Annotated in this window: 20 protein-coding genes and 1 tRNA gene; 20 read left to right on the top strand and 1 reads right to left on the bottom strand. The window is 36.7% G+C overall.

The annotated features are described in order from the left end of the window. Window position 1: 1 nt before the first annotated feature. The 15 genes from MLC35_RS04265 (at window position 2) to MLC35_RS04335 (ending at window position 16,519) form a co-directional block, all read left to right on the top strand. A complete protein-coding gene (locus MLC35_RS04265) occupies window positions 2-802 on the top strand; it encodes a glycosyltransferase family 2 protein (RefSeq protein ID WP_434637979.1) in 801 nt (266 codons plus the stop codon). Then, complete coding sequence (locus MLC35_RS04270; RefSeq protein ID WP_434637981.1) at window positions 795-1,613, top strand: SDR family oxidoreductase; 819 nt, start codon at window positions 795-797, stop codon at window positions 1,611-1,613. Before MLC35_RS04265 ends, MLC35_RS04270 begins: the two co-directional genes overlap by 8 nt. After that, window positions 1,610-2,752 (top strand): glycosyltransferase family 4 protein, encoded by a 1,143-nt coding sequence (locus tag MLC35_RS04275; protein ID WP_434637983.1) that lies wholly within the window; start codon window positions 1,610-1,612, stop codon window positions 2,750-2,752. Before MLC35_RS04270 ends, MLC35_RS04275 begins: the two co-directional genes overlap by 4 nt. After that, a complete protein-coding gene (locus tag MLC35_RS04280; protein ID WP_434637985.1) occupies window positions 2,753-3,643 on the top strand; it encodes an NAD-dependent epimerase/dehydratase family protein in 891 nt (296 codons plus the stop codon). Continuing rightward, complete coding sequence (locus tag MLC35_RS04285; RefSeq protein WP_434637987.1) at window positions 3,640-4,449, top strand: DNA ligase; 810 nt, start codon at window positions 3,640-3,642, stop codon at window positions 4,447-4,449. Before MLC35_RS04280 ends, MLC35_RS04285 begins: the two co-directional genes overlap by 4 nt. After that, window positions 4,446-5,333 (top strand): MraY family glycosyltransferase, encoded by an 888-nt coding sequence (locus MLC35_RS04290; protein WP_434637989.1) that lies wholly within the window; start codon window positions 4,446-4,448, stop codon window positions 5,331-5,333. Before MLC35_RS04285 ends, MLC35_RS04290 begins: the two co-directional genes overlap by 4 nt. 238 nt (window positions 5,334-5,571) lie before the next feature. Continuing rightward, window positions 5,572-7,302: a polysaccharide biosynthesis protein gene (locus MLC35_RS04295; protein WP_434637991.1), complete on the top strand. Its 1,731-nt coding sequence runs from the start codon at window positions 5,572-5,574 to the stop codon at window positions 7,300-7,302. Window positions 7,303-7,357: 55 nt separating this feature from the next. Further along, window positions 7,358-7,432, top strand: a tRNA-Asn gene (locus MLC35_RS04300). Window positions 7,433-7,477: 45 nt separating this feature from the next. Further along, window positions 7,478-9,646, top strand: coding sequence for an STT3 domain-containing protein (locus MLC35_RS04305; RefSeq protein WP_434581408.1), 2,169 nt, complete (start codon window positions 7,478-7,480; stop codon window positions 9,644-9,646). Window positions 9,647-9,877: 231 nt separating this feature from the next. Beyond that, complete coding sequence (locus MLC35_RS04310) at window positions 9,878-10,828, top strand: UTP--glucose-1-phosphate uridylyltransferase (RefSeq protein WP_434637993.1); 951 nt, start codon at window positions 9,878-9,880, stop codon at window positions 10,826-10,828. After that, complete coding sequence (locus MLC35_RS04315; RefSeq protein ID WP_434637995.1) at window positions 10,825-12,231, top strand: glucose-6-phosphate isomerase; 1,407 nt, start codon at window positions 10,825-10,827, stop codon at window positions 12,229-12,231. Before MLC35_RS04310 ends, MLC35_RS04315 begins: the two co-directional genes overlap by 4 nt. 73 nt (window positions 12,232-12,304) lie before the next feature. Beyond that, complete coding sequence (locus MLC35_RS04320) at window positions 12,305-14,119, top strand: menaquinone biosynthesis decarboxylase (protein ID WP_434637997.1); 1,815 nt, start codon at window positions 12,305-12,307, stop codon at window positions 14,117-14,119. A 100-nt stretch (window positions 14,120-14,219) separates the two neighbouring features. Then, the gene (locus MLC35_RS04325; protein ID WP_346388565.1) at window positions 14,220-14,555 is read left to right on the top strand and encodes a cytochrome C; all 336 of its coding nucleotides are present in this window, start codon (window positions 14,220-14,222) and stop codon (window positions 14,553-14,555) included. 113 nt (window positions 14,556-14,668) lie between these two features. Continuing rightward, complete coding sequence (argH, locus tag MLC35_RS04330) at window positions 14,669-16,051, top strand: argininosuccinate lyase (RefSeq protein WP_151900679.1); 1,383 nt, start codon at window positions 14,669-14,671, stop codon at window positions 16,049-16,051. 3 nt (window positions 16,052-16,054) lie between these two features. After that, window positions 16,055-16,519: an OsmC family protein gene (locus MLC35_RS04335; protein WP_151900678.1), complete on the top strand. Its 465-nt coding sequence runs from the start codon at window positions 16,055-16,057 to the stop codon at window positions 16,517-16,519. Between the two features lie 13 nt (window positions 16,520-16,532). Here MLC35_RS04335 and MLC35_RS04340 read toward each other — a convergent pair whose 3' ends face one another. Beyond that, window positions 16,533-16,889 carry a histidine triad nucleotide-binding protein gene (locus tag MLC35_RS04340; RefSeq protein ID WP_151900677.1) on the bottom strand — a complete coding sequence of 119 codons (357 nt, stop codon included), beginning with the start codon at window positions 16,887-16,889 and terminating at the stop codon, window positions 16,533-16,535. A gap of 100 nt (window positions 16,890-16,989) precedes the next feature. On the opposite strand from MLC35_RS04340, the gene pheS reads away from it, so the two are divergent. From pheS to MLC35_RS04365, 5 genes are read left to right on the top strand one after another with little or no spacing between them, the layout of a single operon-like run. After that, window positions 16,990-17,982 (top strand): phenylalanine--tRNA ligase subunit alpha, encoded by a 993-nt coding sequence (gene pheS, locus MLC35_RS04345; RefSeq protein ID WP_151900676.1) that lies wholly within the window; start codon window positions 16,990-16,992, stop codon window positions 17,980-17,982. Next, the gene (gene pheT, locus MLC35_RS04350) at window positions 17,979-20,315 is read left to right on the top strand and encodes a phenylalanine--tRNA ligase subunit beta (protein WP_434637999.1); all 2,337 of its coding nucleotides are present in this window, start codon (window positions 17,979-17,981) and stop codon (window positions 20,313-20,315) included. Before pheS ends, pheT begins: the two co-directional genes overlap by 4 nt. Then, a complete protein-coding gene (gene aroA, locus MLC35_RS04355; protein WP_346388567.1) occupies window positions 20,312-21,595 on the top strand; it encodes a 3-phosphoshikimate 1-carboxyvinyltransferase in 1,284 nt (427 codons plus the stop codon). Before pheT ends, aroA begins: the two co-directional genes overlap by 4 nt. Next, window positions 21,592-22,422 carry a 4-hydroxy-3-methylbut-2-enyl diphosphate reductase gene (locus tag MLC35_RS04360; RefSeq protein WP_434638001.1) on the top strand — a complete coding sequence of 277 codons (831 nt, stop codon included), beginning with the start codon at window positions 21,592-21,594 and terminating at the stop codon, window positions 22,420-22,422. The genes aroA and MLC35_RS04360 overlap by 4 nt, the downstream gene beginning before the upstream one ends. Window positions 22,423-22,472: 50 nt before the next feature. Next, entirely contained in the window at window positions 22,473-24,131 is a 1,659-nt protein-coding gene (locus tag MLC35_RS04365) for a 30S ribosomal protein S1 (protein ID WP_151900672.1), read from the top strand. The last annotated feature ends 4 nt before the right edge of the window (window positions 24,132-24,135 follow it).

Consider the following 24,135-nt stretch of genomic DNA (forward strand, 5'->3'; position numbering starts at 1 on the left):
TATGAAAAATCCTTTGATTAGTGTCATTATTCCAATATATAATGCAGAAAATTATCTAGATGAAACAATACAGTCAGTGTTGAAACAAACTTATGAGGTTTTTGAACTACTGCTTATAAATCATAATTCAACAGATAAAAGTGTTTCTATTATTGAGGAATATCAGCAGCAAGATAAAAGGATCAAGGTTGTAAATTTGAATATGAACAAAGGCGGACCCGCTTATCCTAGAAATGAGGGTTTAAAAATTGCAAAAGGTGAATATATAGCTTTCTTGGATTCTGATGATGTATGGTTACCGGAAAAGTTAGAAAAACAATTAGCATTTTTACAAAAAAATAATGCTGACGTAGTTCATACATTGGCATATGAAATTGATGAAAAATCTGAATTACAAGGAAATTTTGATAATCAAAAACTGGTTAATTTTTTAAAAACTGTTATAAGTATGAAAAATATTATTTATTATATCAATTATATAAATGTAAATTCTGTATTGTTAAAAAAAAGTGCTTTAGTTAATTTTGAAGAAGAGAAAAATTTGATTGCGGTAGAAGATTGGCAACTTTGGATAAAATTAATTAGAAATGAAAAAAAAATTGTTTTGCTCAAAGAAAAGCTGTTGAATTATAGAGTTCATAATGCTTCAATTTCAAACAGAGAGACAGATATAGGTTACAGAAAAGCATTGTATTTGCTTTCATTGATTTTTTTAAAAAAAGAGATACCGATGAGACATTATGTATTTAGTTCTTTGTTACAAATTTGTAAGATTATTTTTAAGAGATACAGTTATGCCTAAAAATTTAATTATTGGGAAAAATAGTAATCTTTCTAAAAGAATGAATAGGTATATAGATAATTCCATATTACTGTCTTCAAGAGAAATATTGGAAAATATAAATATTTTACAAGAGTATAAAAATCAAAAAATTAATATTATTTTTAATAACTTTCAACCTGCAACACAGCTAAATAATTTCGATAGCAGTAGTAGTTACATCACTAATGCCATTTTAATTACTTCTTTAGTGCTTGATTACTTTAAAAATGCAGACATCAACAAAATAATATACACAAGTAGCAGTTCTGTATATGGAAATAATATTTTATGTAATGAATCAGATGAATTAAAACCTATGAACTTGCATGCCTCTTTAAAAGTTGCAAATGAGAAATTGATTGAAAAATATTGTAATGAGTATAAGATAGACTATACGATTACCAGGATTTTTAACATGTATGGCGGAAATGATAAATTTTCTGTTATCAGTAAAATTATAAATGCTCATAAAAACAATCAAGAAATAAAAATAGTAAACAATGGAAATGCCATTAGAGATTTTATACATATTGATGATGTGGTTTTTATATATAGTAAACTGTTAAAGATACAAAATATTAAAATACTTAATGTAGGTACTGGTTTTGGCAGTTCAATAAAAGGGATCTTGGAATTTTTGTCAAATAATCAGATCGAAATTAAAACAAGCAATATATTTAGAGATGAGTTAAAAGTTTCAACCTCTGATGCAAGATTACTGGTTGAAGTAATTCAAAAAAATGATTTTATCAATGTGAAAGAATATTTACAACAAGAATTTAATTTATGAAAAAAATTGTAATAATGGTTACTGTTCCTGTTGTTTTAGAAACTTGGCTAAAAGGACAGGCAAAATTTTTATCTAATTATTATGAAGTTGAAATAGTTACATCATATTCAGATAAAATCCAAAGTATTAAAGAGTATGAAAATGTATCTGTAAAAATAGTGGATTTTAATAGAAAAATTAATATTTTTAAAGATTTAAAAGTTTTGATACAGCTTACAGTGTATCTGTTAAAAAAGAAGCCTTTGATTGTTTATACACTTACTCCAAAAGCCGGATTACTTGGAATGATTTCATCATGGATAACTAGAGTTCCGCATAGACTGCACAGTGTTGTGGGCCTTCCTCATTTGGAAGCGACAGGAATAAGAAAAAAAATATTGACAATAACAGAAAAGACTACATATTTTTTTTCCTCTAAAATATATTGTAATAGCAAAATTTTGACTGCAATAGTTAAAAACATGACAGCGAAAGAGGTTGCTATAATTGGAAATGGTTCAGTTAACGGTGTTGATACCGAGTTTTTTAAAGATAAGTTTTCGGAGAGTCAAAAAAATAAAATCAAGGATGATTTAAAGTTTAAGAAAGATGACTTTATAATAACTTTTGTAGGAAGAATTGTAAAAGATAAAGGTATTAATGAGTTGTTAAGTGTATTTGATTTGTTAAGTGATAAATATCCTAAAATTAAATTATTATTGATAGGCGATTATAAAAATGAATCAGACCCGATTTCTAAACAAAGCCATCAAATAATAAAAGAAAATAATTCTGTAAAATATATAGAATTTCAGGATGATATAAGAAAATATCTTTGCATTACTAACCTATTTGTTCTTCCTTCATACAGGGAGGGACTGCCAAATGTTCTCATAGAAGCAGGTAGTTTTAATATACCACTGCTTGCAACTGATATAAATGGGTGTAATGAAGTAATAAAACACAATATAAATGGAATGCTGGTAAAGAAAAAAGATGAAGTAGCTTTGTTCCATGCAATGGAAAAATTTATTATAGATGAAAAATTTTACAATTTTGTTAGATGCAATGTAAGAGATAGTATTGTCAAAAAGTATGATCAAAAATATTTTTGGAATGAACTGTTAGGTGAGTTAAAGAAACTAGACATGGATATATAGATGAAAACTATTTTATTAACAGGGGTAAGAGGTTTTATCGGGAGTTATTTCCAGTTAAAATATTCTCAACACTATAAGATAAGAACTTTTTCTTTTTTACAGGAGAATTTTGATGCTCTACATGTAAAGGGCGTTGATGTTGTTGTACATTTGTCTGCTTTGGTACATCAGATGGGTGGAGCGAGTAAAGAGGCGTATGAAAAGATAAATGTTACGCAAACTTTGGATCTGGCCAAAAAAGCAAAAGCATCTGGCGTGAAGCATTTTGTGTTTATGAGCAGTGTGAAAGTATATGGGGAAGAGAGTGATGTTTGTTATACAGAAAGTACACCATGTTACCCTCAGGATGAATACGGTAAAAGTAAATTAAAAGCCGAGCAGGAACTTCAAAAAATCGAAGATGATAATTTTATTGTTTCTATTATAAGAACGCCTATTGTTTATGGGTATGGGGTGAAAGCTAACATAAAAAATCTTATTAATTTGGTTCGCAAAGTGCCTGTGTTGCCTTTTGGAGGAATTGAGAACAGACGCAGTATGATCTACATTGGGAATTTATGTTTTTTTATGGATGCTGTCATTGAGCGGCAAAAAGATGGCATATTTTTAGTGAGCGATGATAAACCGTTTAGTACCATAAAACTTATAGAGCTTATAGCTGAAAATTTAGGAAAAAAAGTTTATCTTGTTCGGGTGCCGTTTTTTGAGAGTTTGTTGAAGGTTTTAAAGCCATCGTTTCATAAGAGGCTTTATGGGAGTTTGGAAGTTGACAATAAGGATGCAATGAAAAAACTTTTTGGCAAGGCTGAAGCATCGCTTCCGTTTGGTGCGGAAGAAGGGATTGATTTTATGATAAACGGTGAGAAAAGTTTAAAGGACTTAATGATATGAAACTGTACCTAATATTACTCCTGCCATTTGTACTGTTTGCGCAAAAACCACAACTTTTACTTTTGCAAGTCTATAAAGATCAAAATATTACAAATTGGGTAATGAGTGAAAAACTTGATGGAATCCGTGCTTACTGGGATGGGAAACAACTTATAAGTCGTGGAGGAAAGCATATTTATGCTCCAAAGTTTTTTATAAAAGATTTCCCCCCTTTTGAATTAGATGGGGAGTTGTGGAGCAAAAGGGATGATTTTGAAAATATATCTTCTATAGTGCGAGATAAAGTACCATCTGAAAAATGGAAAGAAATTACATATTACATTTTTGAAGTACCTCATGCAAAAGAAGGTCTTTTGAAGCGTTTAGAAAAAGTAAAACCATATGAAAGTGATATCTTACATGTAATAGTTCAAAGAGAGGTGAATTCAAAAGATGAACTTTTTAGATTTTTATCCGTAGTAGAATCAAAAGGCGGTGAGGGTGTTGTGGTGCGAGACCCAAATATGGCATATATAGACAAAAGAACATCAAAAGCCTTAAAAGTAAAATCATTTAAAGATGCCGAATGCAGAGTTGTCGCTGTCAACCATGGTAAAGGAAAACTTGCAAATATGATGGGATCGCTAACCTGTCGTTTAGATAACAACGCAACCTTTAAAATAGGCAGTGGATTTACAAATAAAGAGAGAATGGATCCTCCTAAAGTCGGTGATATTGTAACATTTAAGTACCAAGAGTTTACAAAATACAAAAAGCCAAGATTTCCTGTGTTTTTGAGAGTTAGATATAAAGGAAGCGATCTGTGATCTATATATTTTTATTTTTATTGTCATTTATGCTCACTTATTTTATCAAGAATTATGCCATTGAAAAATCCTTGGTTGCCGAGGTAAATGAACGGAGTTCTCACACGGTGCCTACGCCTCATGGTGGGGGGATTGCTATAGCTGTTACTTGGTTTATGGGGTTGAGTTATCTTTTTTTCAGGGGAGAGATTGTTTCATCTTTGTATTATGCTTTAATGGCGGGGGTTGTGCTTGCTGTTGTAAGTTACTTGGATGACTTGTATGAACTTTCTCCTAAAGTAAGGCTTGTCACACAGAGCAGTGTCGCTGTTGGTGGGTTAATGGCTCTGGGTGGTTTAGGTAGCTTGGACTTTTGGCTTTTTAGCATTGAAAATCAACTGGTTGCTAATATCATTGCTTTTGTGGCGATTATCTGGTTTATCAATCTTTACAATTTTTTAGATGGAATTGACGGCTATGCCGGAAGTGAAGCTGTTTTTCTTGGAGTTGCCGGTTTTTTACTTTTTGGCGGGGTGCATTTTTTAGTTTTGATTGTGTCTGTGTTAGGATTTTTAGTCTGGAACTGGCATAGAGCGAAGATATTTATGGGAGATGTCGGGAGTACTTTGCTTGGGTATACTGTAGCGATTTTTGCTATATATTATGCAAATCAAGATGCTGTAAATTTATGGATATGGATTATCTTATTTGGCGTGTTTTGGTTTGATGCGACGTATACTTTAGTCAAGCGGTACCTCAATGGAGAAAGGCTTTTGGTGGCACATAAAAAGCATCTATACCAAAGGCTGACGCAGGCCGGATTTTCCCATGACAGAGTTGTGTTTATGGCTATGGGGGCGAATATGGTTTTATTTGTCTTGGCGTATTTTATCAGTCGGCACTGAAGTACCGATTCCGAGAAATTGTTGCATTTGGAATCCGTACTTCAGTGCGGGCGAGAATGCCAGGAAAGTACCGATTTCTGTGAATGTGTACAGTTTTTTGGAACCCACTCTTTATGGTGCGCTGCACATATAGAGTGAAAACTGTGAGTTTACAAATGTGTTATAATGATGTTTATAATAAGAGAGGAAAGTATAGTATGAGCGTATTAAAACTTAAAGATCCAGAGAATAATAAACAGTGCGAATAGATAAAAAAATATTAAACTTTTTAGTAATTATAGTACTCTCTTTTATTACGTTTTGGTGGACATTTTTTATCTATCATATGCCGTTTGAGTTTGAGGTTGTGGCAAGCGTCATCGTCATTCGTATGCTTGCATCACGCTTTATACTGCGAGACTACTCTCTCTCTTGGTCAAAAGCCTCACAAAAGACTTTTCTTATTAAAAGTGTTGTTTATTTCGCCGCATTTTTTGTCTATGTGCCTATATTCTATGGCAAGGTTCGTTTGTCATTTTTGGCATCAGAACTCTTTTTATATCTTTTTAGCATTAATTTTTTGATGTATGCATATTATTATTTTACCAACAAATCAAAAGTAAAGAAGACAAAATCAGTGGTAATTTACGGTGCAGGGAAGGCTGGAATAAAACTGGCATCCGAGTTTCATGATTCTAAGTATAAAATAGAATATTTTGTGGATGATGACAAGGCTTTGCAAAACCGTTCTGTAGATTCTGTAAATATACTTTCTGAGCAACAGCTCAAAACAGTTATGAAAGATAAAAAGTATGATTTGCTTGTTATTGCCATGCCGTCTGTTCCAAAAGAGCGTATCAGAACGATATATGACAATCTCTCAAATTACTTTGAAGTTATTCAGATTCTTCCTTCTATTGATGAAATTTTAACGGGAAAAAATCTTTCGACACAGTTAAAAGATCTCTCTGTAGAAGATTTGCTTGCACGCCATCCAAAAGATTTGGACAAAAAAAAGATAAAAGCATTCATAAAAGACAAAACTGTTTTGGTTACAGGTGCCGGTGGGAGCATCGGGAGTGAAATATGTCGTCAATGTGAAAAATACGGAGCGAAGAAACTTATACTTTTAGACCACAGCGAATACAATTTGTATGCTATTTTGGAAGAGATTAAGAATGTGGATGCTGTACCTGTTATGCAAAGTGTAGTAAATTCGGAACTTTTAGATGAAACATTTCAAAAGTATAAACCTCAGATAGTTATACATGCCGCAGCATACAAACATGTACCGCTTGTTGAATCAAACATATATGAAGGCATCGTCAATAATGTCATAGGCACTAAAAATGTTATAGATGCGTCTATAAAGCATGGCGTGCAAAAGTTTGTGATGATATCTACCGATAAGGCAGTGCGTCCTACAAATGTTATGGGAACGACTAAGCGTATTTGCGAACTGTATGCCCAAAATTCAAATGGACAGGGAACAGACATAGTCGCTGTGAGGTTTGGTAATGTTTTAGGCTCTAGCGGAAGTGTTATTCCAAAATTTAAAAAACAGATAGAAGCAGGCGGACCTGTTACCGTAACACATCCTGATATCACACGATATTTTATGTTGATACCCGAAGCCTGTGAACTGGTTTTGCAGGCAGGTGCTATAGGAAGCGGCGGTGAGATTTTCATACTTGATATGGGTGAACCGATAAGGATAGTTGATTTGGCAAAAAAAATGATTGACCTGAGCGGAAGTCAAAACATTGACATTACATATACAGGTTTACGACCGGGTGAAAAACTCTATGAAGAGCTTTTGATAGACGAGAGTGACACAAAAACAGAATATGAATCCATAACCGTGACAAAACCTACACCGTATGATTTGAAAAGATTGAATGAAGATATAGAAGCACTGCTTACATGTAATGATACGCTGAAAAAACTCAAAGAGATAGTGCCGGAGTTTAATCATCAAACAAATTCCTAAATTATCAAAATTTTAGGTTATTTTAAAATTGTTTGGATAGAATTCTGCCATACATTCCGGATTAGCTCAGCGGTAGAGTAGGTGACTGTTAATCACTTGGTCACTGGTTCGAATCCAGTATCCGGAGCCACTTCTTTTTATGTTATAATTCCTCAACTTTTTAGAGGACTAAAACTTGACAGATACTTCCCATGAAACAAAATTAACACTTCTTTATATTTTTATAGCTTTTGCTTTTTCTATTGGTATGCGCCTTGTTTGGGTATATCATTTTAACGGATATGCACCGTTTTATTTTAACGGGCAGTTTATGATTAATACCAATGATGGTTATGTTTGGGCGGAAGGTGCTCGTGATTTACTTTCCGGAACCGGAACAAATCCGGATGCAAAAGAGTATTTTGATAAATTTCATCAGTTGCATGACCTCTCACCTGTTTCAAGTGCTGCTTCCCAACTTACAGCATTCTTTGCAAAAATCCTGCCTTTTTCTTTTGAGAGTGTTATTTTTTATTTACCGGTATTTTTGAGTTCTCTTGTCGTTATTCCCATCATTTTGATAGCCAAAGCGCTGAAAAATCTTGAGATGGGGTTTATTGCCGCAATATTTGCATCTGTTGCATGGAGTTATTATAACCGTACAATGGCAGGGTATTATGATACCGATATGCTCAACATTGTGCTTCCTATGTTTTTGCTCTGGTCTGTTATTTGGGCGATTAAAACCAATAAAGACATATATCTGCTCTTTACCGCTTTAGATATCCTGGTTTACAGATGGTGGTACCCTCAGTCTTACTCTTTGGAGTTTTCATTTTTCGGATTGATTCTTTTTTATACTTTGGTGTTTGATCGAAAAAATGTATTTAATTATAAACTGCTTGCCATTATGCTGTTTGCTATGATGAATACAGACGGATTGGTTCGTCTGGGTTTTGTTTTAGCCGCTTTTTATACATTTAAGCAGGAAAAATATGATAAGTATATTTACTATATCTTAGGGACTTCAATTATTGCATTTTTTGCAACCGGTGGATTTGATCCGATCTGGTCGCAGTTAAAAGGCTATATTTTTAGAGAGAGTGTCAGTGCGGGGACTAAAGGACTGGGACTTCATTTTTTCACGGTAATGCAAACAGTCCGAGAAGCAGGGCATATTCCTTTTGAGACTTTTGCAAATCGTATCAGTGGCAATACTGTTACATTTGTCATTTCTTTGCTTGGTTACATGTATCTGCTGTACAAACACCGTATTATGCTCTTTTCACTGCCTCTTGTCGGGCTTGGATTTTTAGCCTATGTCGGTGGACTTCGTTTTACAATCTATGCCGTACCGATTTTAGCTTTCGGCATTGCCTTTTTAATTACGCAGATTGCTTCAAAAATGCCTACGCAGAAGTTGAAAGTTTTAAGCATGAGTGCTTTTACTCTGCTGGCACTGTATCCAAACTATAAACATATAGAGGCGTATAAAGTACCTACTGTTTTTAATGCGAATGAAGTGAAAGTTTTAACTACCCTGGGAAAAAAAGCAAGTCGTGAAGATTATGTTGTAGCATGGTGGGACTATGGCTATCCAATTCGATACTATGCAGATGTCAAAACTTTGGCCGATGGCGGAAAACACAGTGGAAGCGTGAATTTTCCACTAAGCTTTATGCTGACGCACACACAGGAAGAGGCTGCAAAAATGGCACGGCTTGATGTAGAGTATACGGAAAAAACATACGATTTTGGAGATAAAAACAAGAAAGAGATAGAAGACAAAAATATTACAGTTTTTTCAAATATCGAACAGATGACAAAAGATTACGGATACAAAGATACAAACGAATTTTTAAAGAGTTTGCAGTCTGATATTAAACTGCCGAAAAAAACAAGAGATATCTACTTTTATCTGCCTTTCAGAATGATAAACATTTATCCGACGGTAACACTTTTCTCAAATTTGAATTTAATGAACGGAGACAAAGGCAGGCAGCCATTTTTCTTTGTAAGCAGGAATTTTAAAGATATTGGCAACAAAATTCAATTGGCACAAAATGTGTTTTTAGACAAAAGAAATCTGCAGCTTACTCTTGGAAATAAAACATTGCCGATAAGACGTTTTGTGCAAACTTACTATGACAAAAATATGAAACTACACAAACAGGTACAGGTTGTTAATCTTTCCTCAAATTTAAATATTATTTTTATGAAAAACTATAATACTTTTTTAATAGTGGATGAACAGACATATAATTCACTCTATATACAACTGATGGTGCTGGAAAATTATGATAAAAAACTTTTTGAACCTGTGATATTAACACCACAGGCTAAAGTATATAAATTGAAAATATAAGAATTAAAGAACAGTCGGCACTAAAGTACCGATTCCGGGAAGTATTCAGTACTTAGGAACCCATCCTTTAGGGTGGGCTGAGAGTGACAGTAAGCAACAACAGTCGGCATTAAAGTACTGATTCCTGGAGATGTGCAGCTTTTTCGAAATCCGTACTTCAGTACGGGCTGAATTTAAGTAAATATAATCAAAGGTTTACTATAATCATTTCACTAAAAACAAAGGATTCTCTTGCAAACAACAATCAGAAAATGTCTTTTTCCGGCGGCAGGCTACGGGACAAGATTTTTGCCGGCTACAAAAGCGATACCAAAAGAGATGCTCCCCGTCCTTACAAAACCGCTTCTTCAATACGGGGTGGAAGAAGCAATAGAAGCGGGGCTTACTACTATGGCAATCGTTACGGGGCGTGGGAAACGTGCAATTGAAGATCACTTTGATGTTTCTTATGAACTCGAGCATCAGATTAAAGGTACTGCAAAAGAGAGTTATTTGCAAGAGATAAGAAAAGTAATAACAACCTGCACCTTTTCCTATACGCGACAAGTTGAGATGAAAGGGCTTGGACATGCCATACTGACAGGTGAAACTCTTATCGGAAAAGAACCTTTTGCCGTCATACTTGCGGATGATTTGTGTGATAATGAGAGTGCGAGTGTTTTGGCACAGATGGTAGAACTTTACGAAAAATACAAGTGCTCTATCGTTGCTGTCGAAGAAGTACCTTATGAAGATACTAACAAATACGGTGTGGTAGCAATAGAAGAGCAGCCCGCACTGAAGTACGGGTTCCGGGAAGATGAATCAGATGCAGGTGAGACAAGGAATCTAGACTTTAGTCTGGGCGACAAGGATATTGAAGGTGAGATACGGAACCCAGACTTTAGTCTGGGCGATAACGCTTTTAAAATTACAGATATGGTAGAAAAACCATCCCCGCAGGACGCTCCGTCCAATCTGGCCATTATAGGCAGGTACATCCTTACTCCGGATATATTCGATATTTTGCGTGAAACAAAACCGGGTAAAGGCGGAGAAATTCAAATAACCGATGCACTGCTGCAACAGGCGAAACAAGGCAGAGTAATTGCCTATAAATTTCAAGGAAAACGCTTTGACTGTGGCAGTGTAGACGGTTTTGTTGCAGCTACAAATTATTTTTACAACAAGAGTTGTTCATGAACTATAGTCATAATTTCAATCCGACTATCTCAGATGAAGATGTTTTTGCTGAAATTGTAAAAGAAAAGAACTCTATCGGCTATTATACACTGCCGCTTCAAGATACATCTGTTTATAAAGAGTATGCCAAAACAGTGAAACAAACTAATATAGCCGTTATCGGTATCGGCGGAAGTACCCTTGGTACCTATGCTGTTTATAAATTTTTAAAACACTCAAAAGATTTAAGGAAAAAACTTTTTTTTCTTGAAACTACAGACCCTATTGATATAAAGTCCAAGATTGAAAATATTGATTTGGAAGATACACTTTTTATAGTGATTTCAAAATCCGGGACAACTTTGGAAACAATTGCATTGTTTAAGTATATAAACTCTTTGGTTACATGTAACAGAGAAAACAGCGTGATTGTCAGTGAGAACGATTCCAAATTAAGTGATTATGCCCGTATACACAGCATGAAGATTTTTGAGATTCCGAAAAATGTGGGAGGACGCTTTTCTGTGTTTTGTGCAGTCGGTTTACTACCTTTGGCGATAGTGGGTATAGACATAGATGCATTGTTGTCCGGTGCGAGAAAAGTACATGATGAGTTTTTTGGGACTCATAAAGAGCAGCCCGCACTGAAGTACGGGTTCCAGGGTACCTCTGCAACCGCTACTTCAGTGCCTCTCCACAACGATGACACAGGCAATATCTCCGGAACTGCTACTTCAGTTCCCCTCCACAACGATAACGCAGGTAATATCTCCGGAACCGGTACTTCAGTGCCGGCTGACAATGGCATAAATATTAAACAACGCCTTTTAAAAAAAGCCCGATTTTTAGTCGAATACAAATACAATTACAACATAAATGTAGTCTTTTCCTACTCCTCACGCCTTGAAGGTTTCAACAAGTGGTATATTCAGCTTTGGGGAGAAAGTCTTGGTAAAATTGATATAAACAATACACGTCAGGGATTGACACCTATCGGTATTATCGGTCCGATTGATCAGCACTCGTTTTTACAGCTTATCATCGAAGGCAGACGAGATAAAACGGTAACTGTCATCAAGGTGGAAAATTTTGACAATGATTTGAAAATTCCGGATGTAAAACTGGAAGGGCTTGAAGAGTTACAATATCTTAATAATATTCCTTTTTCCGAATTGATAAACAAACAGGCGGATGCAACGATAGAATCAATAAACAGCCAAAAAGACATCCCGTGTGATGTGATAACAATAGACGGTGTTTGTGAAAGTGCCATTGCCGCTTTGATGTATGAATATGAACTGTTGACTTCCCTGTGTGCAAAACTGATGTATATTGATGCCTACAATCAACCCGGTGTTGAAAACGGCAAAATTATTTTGAAAAAGAAATTGAAACAAGACAGAAACGATGACAGCTTGCAATAAAAACAAGAGGCTGATTCTTTATACACTCAGTTTTTATATGCTACAATCAGGAAAAAATATTTGAGTAGGATATATGCAAAAAACAATAAAACTTTTACAAAAAAATGATGAACTCACAACAATAGATACTGAACTCGATATATATCTTGAAATTCCGCATCTGGCTTATGCCGAAGTAAAAAAAGAAGACGGCGGCAAAGCACTGCTTTTTACCAATGTTGTTGATAAAGAAAACGGTAAAAAATTTGAAGAACCGGTCATGATGAACCTTTTTGGATCTTACAGGCGTTGTGAGCTGCTTTTTGGACGAACTATTGAGTCTGTGGCAGATGAAATTACAAAACTGCTGCATATGAAACCGCCCGTAGGCTTCAAAGAGAAAATTTCTATGGCAAGTGAACTCTTTTCACTCAAAAATATTTTTCCAAAACGTCTCAAAGGCGAGGGAGAATGCCAGCAGATAAAATATTTAAAAGATGCAATAGATTTATATAAATTACCGGTCCTGACAACCTGGGAACAAGACGGCGGACCATTTATAACAATGGGCCAGGTGTATACGCAGAGTCTTGACGGCGAAATGGTAAACCTTGGTATGTATAGGCTGCAGGTATATGATAAAAATCATTTGGGCATGCACTGGCAGATACATAAGGATTCTTCACACTTTTTTGACCAGTATCAAAAAGCCGGCAAAAAAATGCCTGTAAGTATAGCTGTAGGGGGAGATCCTTTGTATACCTGGTGCGCAACTGCTCCTCTGCCTTATGGCGTGAATGAACTTTTAATGTATGGATTGATTACCAAAAAGCCTGCACAGCTTGTAAAATCTTTGACAACGCCTTTGTATATTCCCAAAGATGTGGATTATGTAATAGAGGGCTGGGTTGATCCTGATAATCTGAAAATTGAAGGTCCGTTTGGTGACCATACAGGATACTACACTTTGGAAGAACCTTACCCTGTGATGGAAGTTTCAGCGATAACGATGAAGCAAAAAAGAACTTTTTTAGCTACTGTTGTCGGAAAACCGCCGCTTGAAGACAAATATATGGGTTGGGCAACAGGAAAAATTTTCTTTCCTTTGCTTAAAACAACTGCTCCTGATTTGCTGGATTACCACATGCCGGAAAATGCAGGTTTTCACAACCTGATACTTGCAAAAATGCAGCCACTTTACAAAGGACATGCAAAACAGTTTATGCATGCTTTTTGGGGTGCCGGACAGATGAGCTTTGTCAAACATGCCATTTTTGTTGATGAAAAAGCACCAAAACTGGAGAACTATGAAGCTTTTGCCACATATGTTCTGAATCGTTTTACTCCTAAATCACTATTTATTACAGAAGGTATCCTGGATGCGCTTGACCACTCATCTCCTGAGACTTTGGTAGGCGGAAAGCTTGGCATAGATGCTACTGGTGCAGACAGCGTTGAAGCGCCTCAGCTTTTGGGAGATGCAGAACTTCTCAATAGAGTAAAAGAGCTCATTCCTGATGTTGTAGATTTGCATCAGTTTATGCAGCGCACAAACAACCCTGTTACAGTCATCAGTGTAGATAAAAAAAGAAATGTAAAAGAGTATTTTGATGATTTGCTGGTATTGAGTACACATGTAAGAGTGGTTGTATTTGTTGATGCTGAAAAAAATGACATACGGAACTCTTATATGCTGATTTGGCGTGTCACGAACAATATGGATGCACTGCGTGATGTATATACATCGGGACTCATGGTAGGTATTGACGGTACAAATAAAAATTCCTTGGATAATTTTACAAGAGAATGGCCTGATGATGTCGAATGTACACAGAGTGTTGTTGAAAAGCTAAAAGAAAAAGGAGTCTGGAGTCTGGACGAAAAACTCGTCGGTAAGTTTCAATTATAGAATTTTTTGTGTTTTATGTGATAAATTTTATCACTGTAAGGAATATATAATAATTTCTAATGTAATATCAATGAAAGATATTTCACTTCAGGAAAAGTATATGAAAAAAATTTTATTAATTGCACTTTCTTTGGCTTTTTTGACGCTTTCTTCGTCAAATGCTGCTATTTACAAAGGGCAGCGTGTTTTTATTAAAAAATGTTTAAAGTGTCATGACTCCGGACAGAATTTTGTTGCAAAGTATAAAATGAAAAAATGGAAAAAGCTTATGCGAAAGAAAGGCAAAGCTTTGGCAGAAATCCACCTGAAAAGTGAAAAAGCCAAAAAATCATGGAAATATTTTAAGAGTAAAAAATATGCCAGAAAATCAAAACATTTGAAACAGTTTTTAGTTGAATATGCCAAAGACAGCGGGAATGTTCCTGCCTGTAACTAAATAAAATGAAGCATAATCGCTTCATTTTATTTTTCTCTCTTTGTAAAACTCTTCTTTTTAGATAAAATAGCAAACTTTTTAATATTATTTATGAAACAAACGAAGGAAAAACTATGGAAAAAATGTGGTCAGGCCGTTTTTCGGCATCTGCTTCAAATCTTTTAGATCAATTTAATGCCTCGATAATGTATGATCGGAAGTTATACCGTGAAGATATAGAGGGCTCCCTTGCACATGCCCAGATGCTTGCAAAACAGGGTATATTAACGCAAGATGAACTAAGGCAGATTCAAGAAGGTTTGGCTCAGGTAAAAAAAGAGATTGAGTCAGGCGAATTTGAGTGGAATATTTCTGACGAAGATTTGCATATGGGCATAGAAAAACGCCTGACGCAAATTATAGGAGATACCGGGAAGAAGTTGCACACAGCAAGAAGCAGAAACGACCAGGTTGCTGTTGATTTTCGTCGTTATGTTCTGCGAAAAAATCTTGAAATTGCGAAACTTGTGAAACTTTTAATGAAAGAGATTGTGGGTGTCGCAGAAAAACATACAGAGACGCTTTTACCGGGTATGACACATTTGCAGCATGCACAGCCTATTAACTTTGCGTTTCATCTTGGAGCGTATTTGGCAATGTTTCAACGTGATATTGAGCGGTTTGAAAGTTCGTATGAACGAAACAATGTGTCACCGCTTGGATGTGCCGCTCTTGCGGGAACACCGCATAATATTGACAGACAATACAGCGCAGAACTTTTGGGTTTTGAACGTGTGAGTGTCAATTGTCTCGATACCGTGAGTGACAGAGACTTTGCTCTTGAAATTCTTTTTAATATATCGACGATGATGATGCATATTTCCCGTTTGAGTGAAGAGTTGGTTCTCTGGTCCTCTTATGAATTTGGATTTATAGAACTGAGTGATGAATATTCCACAGGAAGTTCAATAATGCCGCAAAAGAAAAATCCGGATGTTCCAGAACTGCTTCGCGGAAAAACAGGCCGTGTTTATGGTGCACTGGTCGGACTTTTGACGGTTATGAAAGGTCTGCCTCTTGCCTACAACAAAGACACGCAAGAAGACAAAGAGGGTGTATTTGACGCAGTAGAGACGGCTGAAATCTCTTTGGAAATTTTAAAAGAAGCGATAAAAACAATGCAGGTAAAATCGCAAAATATGCATTCTGCCTGTAAGGTAGGGCATCTCTCGGCAACAGACCTGGCTGACTATTTGGTTGAAAAATGCAATATTCCGTTTCGTGAAGCCCATTTTATTACAGGAAAAGCAGTGGCCAAAAGTGAAGAACTTGGCATTGATTTAAGTGAAATTGCATTAAAATATTTGCAGGAAATTGATGAGAGAATTTCTGAAGATGTCCTTGATTTTCTTGTGCTGGAAAATTCTATGAATGCCAGAAAATCCCAAGGCGGTACGGCAACACTAAGAACACAGGAACAACTGGACTATTTTAAAAAATATTTGGAGGAGCAATAAAAAATGAAAGTAAGCGTATCACACAAAGAAGGAATGAAGTTTGAGGCAAAAACCGAGAAAAGCAGTTTTATTATAGACTGTCCGGTAATTTCACCTGTTGAGTATTTCTTGGCAGGTATCATTACATGCAGTGCAACTGACTTGATACTGATACCGAAAAATCAGGGAAAAACAGTCACTGATTTAGTGGTAGACGGTGATGTGGTTCGTGCGGAGGATCATCCTCGTAAATTTGTAAAATTGCATTTGACCTACAGTTTTAATTCGGATGCAGATGATGTAACAGCGGCAAGATGGGTAATGGCTTCGGTTGAAACGTATTGTTCTACTATCAACACTATTCGAGATACAACAGAGATTTCCTACTCCATCACACATAACGGCAAGCTGATTCGTGAAAATGAAAAAATGATCAGCGGCGGCGGAGCGAAAATAGATATGGGCGAAATCGAGTCTTGCCCAAGCTAGAGAGTTTCTCTAGCTATAAAAAATCTTTTGGATCGGCATCACTGAAATGGCCCCATTTGAGTTTTGCTCCACCCAGAATATGAAAATGCAAATGTTTGACTTCCTGTCCGCCGTTCTCTCCTACATTTGTAATGACTCTGTATCCTGAGGTCTCAATCTTGACCTCTTTGACAATTTCCTGAATAAACTCTGTCATCTTTGCCATAGTCTCACCGGTAACTTCGTTAAAGCTGTCTATATGCAACTTTGGTATTGCCAAAATATGCACAGGTGCTTTAGGATTGATGTCATGAAAAGCTAAAAAATTTTCATTCTCCAAAACAATATTTGCGGGTATTTCTTTATTTACGATTTTACAAAAAAGACACATAATTCTTTCCTTCATTTCTTATTATTGTAGCACATAAAAGCTATTTATAACAAATTTTTCAGTATAATCACTACAAAATTAAATAACTACGGAGACTCTATTGAAAGAGTGGTATGATAAAATAAAAGAAGCACCAAGTGTAGAAGCTTTAGAAGAGATTCGAATTGCTGTCTTTGGAAAAAAAGGCATATTAGCTGCCGAATTTGCTAAAATGAAAGATGCTCCCAATGAGCAAAAATCTCAAATCGCAAAAGATTTAAACAAGCACAAGAGTGCATTGATGAATGAGTTTACTGCAAAAAAAATTGCCTTGCAAACGCAAGAGTTGCAACGTGCTATGAAAGAAGAGGCCATAGATGTGTCAATGTTTGGCACAAAATCTTCAGCAGGGGCACTGCATCCTGTGATGGAAACAATGGACAGAATTGTAGAATATTTTTCATGTATGAATTTTTCTGTAAAAACAGGGCAGATTGTTGAAGATGATTTTCATAATTTTGAAGCACTCAACCTTCCAAAATACCATCCGGCACGAGATATGCAAGACACATTTTATTTTAAAGACGAAATGCTTTTACGCACACATACTTCACCTGTACAAATCAGAACAATGCTGGAGTCAAAACCGCCGATTCGTATGATCGCACCGGGTGCGGTTTTTCGCCGCGATTATGATTTGACACATACCCCGATGTTTCATCAGGTTGAGGGATTGCTTGTTGATGAAGAGGGAAAAGTCTCTTTTGCCAATTTAAAGTTCATTCTGGAAGATTTTTTAAAGTATATGTTTGGTGATGTGAAGGTTCGTTTTCGCCCTTCGTTTTTCCCTTTTACGGAACCTTCTGCGGAAGTGGATATCTCCTGTGTGTTTTGTCAGGGAGAAGGCTGCCGTGTCTGCTCTCATACGGGATGGCTGGAAGTACTTGGCTGTGGTATTGTAGATGAAAATGTATTTGAAGCGGTCAATTACAAAAATGTCAGCGGGTATGCTTTTGGTTTGGGAGTAGAGCGTTTTGCAATGCTGATTCATCACATAGGTGACCTTCGCTCACTTTTTGAGGGAGATATTAAGTTACTGGAGCAGTTTCAATGATAGTTACGAAGAGTTGGTTAAACGAATGGATTGACCTGGAAGGAATTTCGACAAAGGAACTCGCTGATACTTTTAACGCTATCGGTCTGGAGGTTGACAGGATTCACGAGTATCGTGTGCCTGCAAAAATAGTTTTTGGAAAAGTATTAGAGTGTGAAAAACATCCCGATGCAGACAAACTCAATATCTGCCAGGTTGATATAGGGTCGTGTATCCGTCAAATTGTATGCGGTGCTTCAAATGTAAGAGCAGGGTTACATGTAGTCGTGGCAACTATTGGGGCTGTAATGCCGTCAGGACTTGTGATAAAACCTGTCAAACTTCGCGGAGTAGATTCAGAGGGGATGATATGCTCGGCGTCAGAAATCGGTCTGCCTGATTTGGGCAAAGGTATTATTGAACTTGATGCAAGTGTAGGAACCTTTTCGCTTGGACAGGAAGTCAATGAAAATCCTCTTTTCAATGATGATTTGATTGAAATAGAATTGACAGCAAACCGTGGAGACTGTTTAAGTATTCGTGGTGTTGCAAGAGACTTGAGCGCTGCGTTTGACAGACCTGTAAAAGAGTACGAACAAACTGACAATGATGAAAAAAGAGGAATAGGACGTATTCTCTCTTTAACGCATGAAAAAGATTTGGATGTAAATTTGCGCTACAAAGCCATAGATTTAAAAGAACTGGTTCTGCCTTTTGTTGTCAAACTCCGTCTTGGGCAGATAGAAGAGTCCCGAAAATGTGATGTTGAAGCAATGACACTCTATGTGACGCATGCTACAGGTGTGATTTTGAGAGCCTACAGACATGAGTTCTTTACAAAAGATGATGAAGTGATGGCGAAGATTATTCTTGGCGAAGATGAAAACGGATATGCCTGTATCAAAACACAGGAGGGGCAAATTGCTTCCATAGTCGGTATTATTCAAAAAGATGAATCCAAAGTGACAAAAAACGAGGGAATTGTTCTTTTGGAAGCCAGTTATATTCCGCCTGATATTATTTCTAAAAAAATGGCCGAGAAAAAAATTGAATCAGGTCCAATGTTTTACAAAACATCACGGGGCAGTGAACCAGAGTTGAATGGCGGACTTTCATACTGTATTGACCTGATAGAATCAAACTCTGTTTCATCAACATTCAGCGGCAGTATAGAGTTGTCTACGTCATTCAGAGAAAAGAATGTGATTGTCACAAAGCAGGAAATTGATGAGATAATTGGTGCAAATATTGACAAAATCGTTATTACAAAGATTTTGAAAAATTTAGGTTTTGATGTTTCCAAGTCATCAGTTGACAAGTTTGTAATTTCCATACCGCAGTTTCGTCACGATATTACAAACAAGCAGGATATTGTAGAAGAAATTGTACGGATGGTCGGGATAGACAATATCCCTTCCAAGCCCTTTCTTCTCAAAGAAGCAAACAGACTTGAAGACAACTATTTTGAATACAAAAAGCGTTCTGTCTTTAGACACAGGTGTGCACAGAGCGGATTTTTTGAATCTGTTCATTTTGTTTTTGATGAGAAAAAGATTTTAGAGTCTTACGGATTTGAAACAACAAAAAAAGACCTTGAACTTTTAAACCCGATTGTACAGACTTTAGACACTCTGCGTCCTACACTTTTAACAGGTCTGCTCAAAGCAGCATCTTCAAATATTAAAAATGGCTACGCTTCTGTCAGGCTCTTTGAAATAGGTTCTGTTTTTACACCGACCAGGGAAGAGTCTTACAAAATGTCATTTGTTTTCAGCGGGGACAAAGAGAATGAAAATCTTGCCAACAGCGGTAAGCCTGAAAAGGTCGATTTTGCCTTTTTTGTGCAGAAGATAGCGGATGTAGTTGGTGATATAGAGTTGCGTGAGTATACGACAAAACATGCCCTTTCCCATACCTATCAGTCAGCAGAGGTTTTGTTGAACAATGCAGTGATCGGAGAACTTTTCAGAGTGCATCCTGAAGTTGAAAAAGCCTATGATCTGCATAGAACATATATGTGTGAACTTGATTTGCAAAAAATTCCTTATGCATTGAAAACCGCACAGCAGAGATCAAAATATCAGGCCTCTTTTAGAGATTTGAGCATCATAATGCCAAAAGATATGAGTTATGAGAGAGTCAAAGATGTGATTCATACACATGCGCGCAAAGAAGTTGTGCGCTTTTATCCTGTTGACAAATACAGTGATGAATCATTGGGTGAGAACATCAGCCTTTCTCTGCGCTTTGTACTGCAGTCTGATGAAAAAACTTTGGAAGAAGAAGATATCACAGCGGCAATGGATTCTATCCTCGATGCATTAAACAAGAAACTTGGAATTGGTCTGCGATGAGTACGGTAGTTGTTTCTCCTGCTGAGTCTTTTTCTCTGAAAATTTCAGAAATTGCCCCGGACAAGTCTATTTCACACCGAAGTGTTATGTTTGCAATGCTAAGCAAAGGTGTCAGTGAGATAGAAAATTTTTTACGGGCCGAAGATACGATGAACTCTTTGGAAATTGTAAAAAATCTTGGTGCAAATGTCGAAGATGACGGAAAAATCATTAAAATATCCTCAAACGGCATACAGGAACCGTTTGAAATACTTGACTGCGGTAATTCGGGAACAGGTATGCGCCTTTTTTGCGGACTGTTAAGTTCTGCAAACGGACATTTTGTTCTTACGGGAGACAAATATCTTCGTCGCCGCCCGATGAAACGTGTTACGGAACCGTTGATGAGCATCGGTGCAAAACTTGACGGCAGAAAAAACGGAGATTTAGCGCCGCTCTCAATTCGCGGCGCTTCTTTGAAAGCTTTTGATTATGAGAGTAAAATTGCTTCAGCACAGGTGAAAAGTGCAATGATTTTGGCAGCACTGCGGGCAGACGGGGTGTGCAGGTATCGCGAGCCGGAACTTTCACGTGACCATACAGAACGAATGCTCAAAGGTATGGGGGCAGATATCAAAGTAGATGGTTTGACAACGACTGTTACACCGTTAAAAAAACTTCTTGAACCTTTAAAAATTCGAGTTCCTGCTGATCCTTCCTCTGCTTTTTTCTTTGCAGTTGCGGCTGCGATTGTTCCGGGTTCTCAGGTAATACTTGAAGGTGTTACACTAAACCCTACAAGAATAGAAGCTTTTAAGGCATTAGAACGTATGGGAGCGGATATCTCTTACGAATTAACAGATGACAGGTATGAACCTGTGGGCAATATACATGTAAAGTATGCGCCTTTGCACTCAATTGTCATTGAGGAAAACATCTCATGGTTGATTGATGAACTGCCGGCACTCTCCATAGCTATGGCATCTGCAAATGGCGAGAGTATTGTCAAAAATGCCAAAGAGTTGCGGGTCAAAGAGTCTGACAGAATTTCTACGGTTGTTGAAGGTCTGAGAGCCTGCGGTATTGAAGTTGACGAATATGAAGACGGGTACAAAATTACTGGCGGAGCATTGAAAAAAGCCAAGGTTGAGAGTGACGGAGACCACAGGATTGCTATGAGTTTTATTATTGCAGGAGTGAAATGCGGGATGGAAGTGAGTGATTTGGAGTGTATAAACACCTCTTTTCCAAACTTTTTTGAACTTTTAAGCAAAATAACTGAAACGGAGTTTACAGAATGAAAATAGAGCTTGCAGAAAACTACGGTTTTTGTTTTGGTGTGAAACGGGCGATTAAAATTGCAGAAGAAAATACAAATGCAGCAACCTATGGTCCGTTGATTCACAACTCTAAAGAGATAGCAAGACTGGATAAAGATTTTAAAGTAGGCCTCGTTGAAGATTTTCAAACATTCAAGCCGGGAGATAAAGCAATAGTTCGGACACACGGTATAGTCAAAGATGAACTTGCGCAACTCAAAGAAAATGGCATTGAAGTGGTGGATGCCACCTGTCCGTTTGTGACAAAGCCACAGGAGATAGCTCAGGAAATGAGTGAAAAGGGGTATGATGTTGTCATCTTCGGGGATGAGTCACACCCTGAGATAAAAGGAGTAAAGTCTTATGCAACACACGGTGCAACGGTTGTTACAAGCGTTCAAGAGTTGCAGAATCTGAAGTTTCATGAACGTATAGCACTGATTGCCCAGACAACAAGAAAAGTAGAAGACTATATGGAGATTGCAAATTATCTGATTCCCCGCCACAAAGAGGTACGTATTTTTAACACGATATGCAATGCAACATTTGAAAATCAGGAAGCTGTGAGAAAACTTTCTAAAAAAGCAGATGTCATGATAATCATCGGTGGAAAAAATTCATCAAATACCAAACAGCTTTTTAATATATCTTATGAAAACTGTCCAAACAGTCATCATATTGAAGATGAAAACGAATTAGAGAGCGAGTGGTTTTTGGATAAAAAACATTGTGGTGTTACTGCAGGTGCCTCCACTCCGGACTGGATTATACAAAATGTTATCAATTCGATTGAAAAAAGTATAAATTAATCATAACTTTGTTATAATCACGACAATTTTTATGTAACAGAGGATAGGCAATGGCGTTCGATAACGAATCATTTGAAGAAGAAGAAAATTTTGCAGAGATGTTCGCAGCAAGCGAAAAAAAGCAAGAAACAAGTCGCATCGTAGAAGGTGAAATAGTAGAGATACAGGCTGATGAGAACAGAGCATTAGTAAGTGTAGGTGATAAACTCGAAGGTATATTAAGCCTTGACGAAATCCGTGATGAAAACGGTGAGTTGAAGTTTAATACCGGTGATAAAATTAAAGTTATGCAAATGGGGTACTACAATGAGCGTCCCAAAATATCATACAAAAAAGTTTTAGAGCAGGAAAAAACTATAGAGTTTATTGATGCACACAAAGAGGATTTTGAAGACCTGGTTGTTGAAGGTGTCATTACGAAGAAAAATCGTGGCGGATATGTTGTTGAGGCTGATGCAGTTTCATTCTTTATGCCGCGTTCTTTAGCAGCATTCAAAGAGACTGACGATGTTGTAGGGCGTAAAATCAAAGCACAGGTTGTGAAAATTGATCCGGCTGAAAATTCGATTATTCTTTCACGTCGTAAACTTTTCAATGAAGAGCGCAAAAAGAAAAAAGAAATCATTGATCAGCTCATGGCTGAAGATGTTATCGTTGAAGGGACTATCAAAAAAATCACCAGTTACGGTATGTTTGTAGATGTCGGCGGTGTTGACGGTTTGGTACACTACAATGAAATCTCTTATAAAGGTCCGGTAAATCCGTCAAAACTTTATAAAGAGGGTGATGTTGTAACTGTCAAAGCAATCTCTTATGACAAAGACAAGCGTCATCTTTCTTTATCTATCAAAGCTGTTCAGCCTGACCCTTGGGCAGAAGTTGAAAGTGAACTGGATGAGGGCGACACAATTACTGTTACTGTTTCAAATATTGAAGCATACGGTGTTTTTGTTGATCTTGGAAATGATATAGAAGGTTTCTTGCATATTTCAGAAATCACATGGAACAAAAATGTAAAAAATCCAAATGATTATCTGGAAGTTGGACAGGAAATCGATGTTGAAGTAATAGAAATCAATTCTAAAACACATAAACTTCGTGTTTCATTAAAAAGACTATTACCAAAACCATTTGATGAATTTGTTAAAAAATATCATGAAGGTGATGTGGTGACCGGTACAGTTACATCTTTAACTGACTTTGGTGCATTTGTCCGTATAGACGGTGTTGAAGGCCTTTTACACAATCAGGATATTTCATGGGACAAAAATACAAAAGCAAAAGATGTTTTGAAATCCGGTGAAGAAGTTGAAGTAAAAATTGCCAAAATCAACAAAGAAGACCAAAAAATATCTTTAAACCGTAAAACACTTTTGGAGTCACCTATAGACAAGTTTGCTACAACACACAAAGTAAACTCTGTAGTCAAAGGGACTATTCGCGACATTAAAGACTTTGGTGTATTTGTTTCTCTCGAAGACGGTGTTGATGCACTTATTCGTGATGAAGATTTGGCGCCACTGGTAAAAGAAGAGTTAGAGCCGGGTCAGGAAATAGAAGCTGCAATTGCAAACATTGATACCCGTCGTGACCGTATCCGTTTATCTGTTAAAAAATTGGATTATATCAAAAATCAGGCAATGCTTGAAGAGATTAATGATACAGAATCACACTCTCTCGGTGACTTGATAAAAGATAAATTTAAATAAGCTC

It is taken from the genome of Sulfurimonas sp. NW7 (assembly GCF_051132265.1).
GTDB lineage: Bacteria > Campylobacterota > Campylobacteria > Campylobacterales > Sulfurimonadaceae > Sulfurimonas > Sulfurimonas hydrogeniphila.

What these genes read in the sequence shown, in the direction of transcription:
- argH (WP_151900679.1), top strand. Translation starts at nt 14,669, where the DNA reads ATGGAAAAAATGTGGTCAGGCCGTTTTTCGGCATCTGCTTCAAATCTT.
- MLC35_RS04315 (WP_434637995.1), top strand. Translation starts at nt 10,825, where the DNA reads ATGAACTATAGTCATAATTTCAATCCGACTATCTCAGATGAAGATGTT.
- MLC35_RS04360 (WP_434638001.1), top strand. Translation starts at nt 21,592, where the DNA reads ATGAAAATAGAGCTTGCAGAAAACTACGGTTTTTGTTTTGGTGTGAAA.
- pheT (WP_434637999.1), top strand. Translation starts at nt 17,979, where the DNA reads ATGATAGTTACGAAGAGTTGGTTAAACGAATGGATTGACCTGGAAGGA.
- MLC35_RS04320 (WP_434637997.1), top strand. Translation starts at nt 12,305, where the DNA reads ATGCAAAAAACAATAAAACTTTTACAAAAAAATGATGAACTCACAACA.
- MLC35_RS04365 (WP_151900672.1), top strand. Translation starts at nt 22,473, where the DNA reads ATGGCGTTCGATAACGAATCATTTGAAGAAGAAGAAAATTTTGCAGAG.
- MLC35_RS04335 (WP_151900678.1), top strand. Translation starts at nt 16,055, where the DNA reads ATGAAAGTAAGCGTATCACACAAAGAAGGAATGAAGTTTGAGGCAAAA.
- aroA (WP_346388567.1), top strand. Translation starts at nt 20,312, where the DNA reads ATGAGTACGGTAGTTGTTTCTCCTGCTGAGTCTTTTTCTCTGAAAATT.
- MLC35_RS04340 (WP_151900677.1), bottom strand. Translation starts at nt 16,889, where the DNA reads ATGTGTCTTTTTTGTAAAATCGTAAATAAAGAAATACCCGCAAATATT.
- MLC35_RS04285 (WP_434637987.1), top strand. Translation starts at nt 3,640, where the DNA reads ATGAAACTGTACCTAATATTACTCCTGCCATTTGTACTGTTTGCGCAA.
- MLC35_RS04325 (WP_346388565.1), top strand. Translation starts at nt 14,220, where the DNA reads ATGAAAAAAATTTTATTAATTGCACTTTCTTTGGCTTTTTTGACGCTT.
- MLC35_RS04265 (WP_434637979.1), top strand. Translation starts at nt 2, where the DNA reads ATGAAAAATCCTTTGATTAGTGTCATTATTCCAATATATAATGCAGAA.
- MLC35_RS04275 (WP_434637983.1), top strand. Translation starts at nt 1,610, where the DNA reads ATGAAAAAAATTGTAATAATGGTTACTGTTCCTGTTGTTTTAGAAACT.
- MLC35_RS04280 (WP_434637985.1), top strand. Translation starts at nt 2,753, where the DNA reads ATGAAAACTATTTTATTAACAGGGGTAAGAGGTTTTATCGGGAGTTAT.
- MLC35_RS04270 (WP_434637981.1), top strand. Translation starts at nt 795, where the DNA reads ATGCCTAAAAATTTAATTATTGGGAAAAATAGTAATCTTTCTAAAAGA.